The following is a 2,588-nucleotide window of genomic DNA, read 5'->3' on the forward strand; positions in this document are numbered from 1 at the left end:
GCGATGGCGCGGGGGTGGGCACCAGGCTTTCCAGCCACCCGGATGTCGAGATGATCAGCTTCACGGGCAGCACCCGTGCGGGCCGGGCGATTTCGGCTGCGGCGGCGCAGACGCTTAAGCGCGTGACGCTGGAGCTGGGCGGGAAGGGCGCGAACCTGGTCTTCGCCGATGCCGATGCGAAGGCGGTGGAACGTGGCGTGCGGCATATGATGAACAACTCCGGCCAAAGCTGCAACGCACCCAGCCGCATGCTGGTGGAGCGTTCCTACTACGACCGGGCAGTGGAGATTGCGACGGACGTGGCCAACTCGATCAAGGTCGGTCCGGCAAGCCTGCCGGGGGGCCATATCGGGCCGGTGGTGAACAAGCGGCAGTGGGACCAGATCCAGGGCTATATCCAGAAGGGCATCGACGAGGGCGCAAGGCTGGTGACCGGGGGGTTGGGCCTGCCTGAAGGCATGAACAAGGGCTATTACGTGCGGCCTACGATCTTCGCCGATGTTAAGCCCGGCATGACTATCGAGCGCGAGGAAATCTTCGGGCCGGTGATGTGCATGATCCCCTTCGACACCGAGGCTGATGCGGTCGCTATCGCCAATGACACGCCCTATGGGCTGACGAACTATGTGCAGTCACAGGACGGGGCGCGGCGGAACCGGCTGGCGAGGGTCTTGCGGGCCGGTATGGTCGAGATGAACGGCCGTTCACGTGGGGCGGGCTCGCCCTTTGGTGGGGTCAAGGCTTCCGGTCGGGCACGGGAAGGCGGCGTCTGGGGGATCGAGGAGTTCCTGGAGGTCAAGGCGATCTCGGGCTGGGACGTGTCGCAGGATATGGCGGCGGAGTAGACCCACGGTTGGGTCAGGACCAATTTTCTTCGAAGAAAATTGTCGCGACCGGACCTTGGCTGCGCGTAATGGCGGTTTCAGACTGACGGCTGTCGCCGACCGATATCACGCGCCAGAGAGCGGACGGTAGTCTTCGCCAGTACGGAGACCCGGCCATGACCCAGCACCCCCGCCTGATGTCGCCCCTGAAGCTGCGGGATGAAACCCTGCGCAACCGGATCGTCTTTGGGGCGCACACGGCGAACATGTCGGACCAGGGGCAGCCGGGGCCGCGGTTCGGGAAGTACCTGTTGGAACGGGCGCTTGGCGGGGCGGCGATGGTAGTGGCCGAGCCCGTGCCGGTGCATCGGACGGGGGTGCTGACGCGGGGGAATTTTCTGCATTCGGATGATCGGGTGATCCCTGCCTTTCGGGTGATCACCGAGGAGGTCCGCGCGGCGGGTGCGGTGATCATCCAGCAGCTTTATCATGTGGGCGCGCATGGCGATTCCGACCTGAGCTTTGCGCCGCACTGGTCGCCTTCGGGCGGGCCGTCGTATCACGACAGCGACGGGTCGCATGCGATGACCGAGGCTGAGATTGAGGAGCTGCTGGAGGCCCATGTCGCGGCGGCGGTGCGGGCAAAAGCGGCGGGGTTTCAGGGGGTGGAGGTCTGGGCGGCGTATCACTCGCTGCTGGATCAGTTCTGGACGCCTTGGTCGAACCAAAGGACGGACCGCTGGGGCGGGTCGTTGGAGAACCGGACGCGGTTTTCTCGTGAGCTGGTCGAGAGGGTGCGCCGGGCTTGTGGCGAGCGGTTCATCGTGGGTTTGGCGATCAGCTATTCGACGGGTTACGAGGTGACGCTTCAGGCTGAGGCGTTGTGCGAGATCGTCGATCTGCATGACCGGACTGGGCATGTGGATTATGTGACCGTGGGGGCGGGGTCGTACCTTGAGTTCGAGGCGATCATTCCACCGTTCACCCATGCCGAAAAGCTGACGGTGCCTTTGACTGGGCAGCTGAAGGCGTTGCTGAAACATGCGGTGGTTACGTCCGAGGCGGGGGTGCGGACGCCGGAGAATGGCGAGGCGATCATTGCCTCGGGGCTGGCGGATCTGGTGTCGATCGTGCGGGGGCAGATCGCCGACCCGCATCTGGCGCGGAAGGTGGCGGAGGGGCGGGCCGGGGATGTGCGGGGGTGCATCTCGTGCAACCAGATGTGCTGGGGGCGGCGGTCGCGGGATTACTGGATTTCGTGCCTGATCAATCCCTCGGCGGGGCGGGAGTTTGAGTGGGGTGGGGATCGGTTTGTGCCTGCTTTGGAGGTTCGGGACGTCCTGGTGGTGGGGGCTGGGCCGGCGGGGCTGGAGGCGGCGCGGGTGGCGGCGGAGCGGGGGCATCGGGTGGAGATTGTCGAGGCCTTGCCGGTGGTGGGCGGGCAGTTCCGGCTGGCGGGGATGCAGCCGCGGCGGGGGCAGATATTGGAGCTGATGGACTGGTACGAGCGGCAGTTTGACCGGCTGGGGGTGCGGTTGCGGCTGAACACGTTCCTGGAGTCGGAGGAGCTTGCGGCACATGGGGCGGAGGTGGTGGTGATCGCGACGGGGTCTTTGCCGGATGAGACGGGGTTCCAGCGCTGGGTGCCTTCGGAGGCGATGTTGCCGGGGATCGAGGCGGGGGGTGTGTGGTCTCCTGAAGCCGTGCTGCGGCGGGAGGCTCAGCTTTCGGATGCGGTGGTCGTTTATGATGAGGGGGGGAACT

At 65.7% G+C, this 2,588-nt stretch carries 2 protein-coding genes; both read left to right on the forward strand.

What is annotated here, in order from left to right; translation table 11 throughout:
• Positions 1-845, forward strand: an 845-nt coding sequence (locus ACRCSW_RS12870) for an aldehyde dehydrogenase family protein (RefSeq protein ID WP_438705644.1), incomplete at its 5' end; no start/stop codon positions are given.
• A gap of 155 nt (positions 846-1,000) precedes the next feature.
• Positions 1,001-2,588: oxidoreductase (locus tag ACRCSW_RS12875; RefSeq protein ID WP_438705645.1), on the forward strand; the 1,588-nt coding region annotated here is incomplete at its 3' end.

This window comes from Tabrizicola sp. (genome assembly GCF_051645465.1).
GTDB lineage: Bacteria > Pseudomonadota > Alphaproteobacteria > Rhodobacterales > Rhodobacteraceae > Tabrizicola.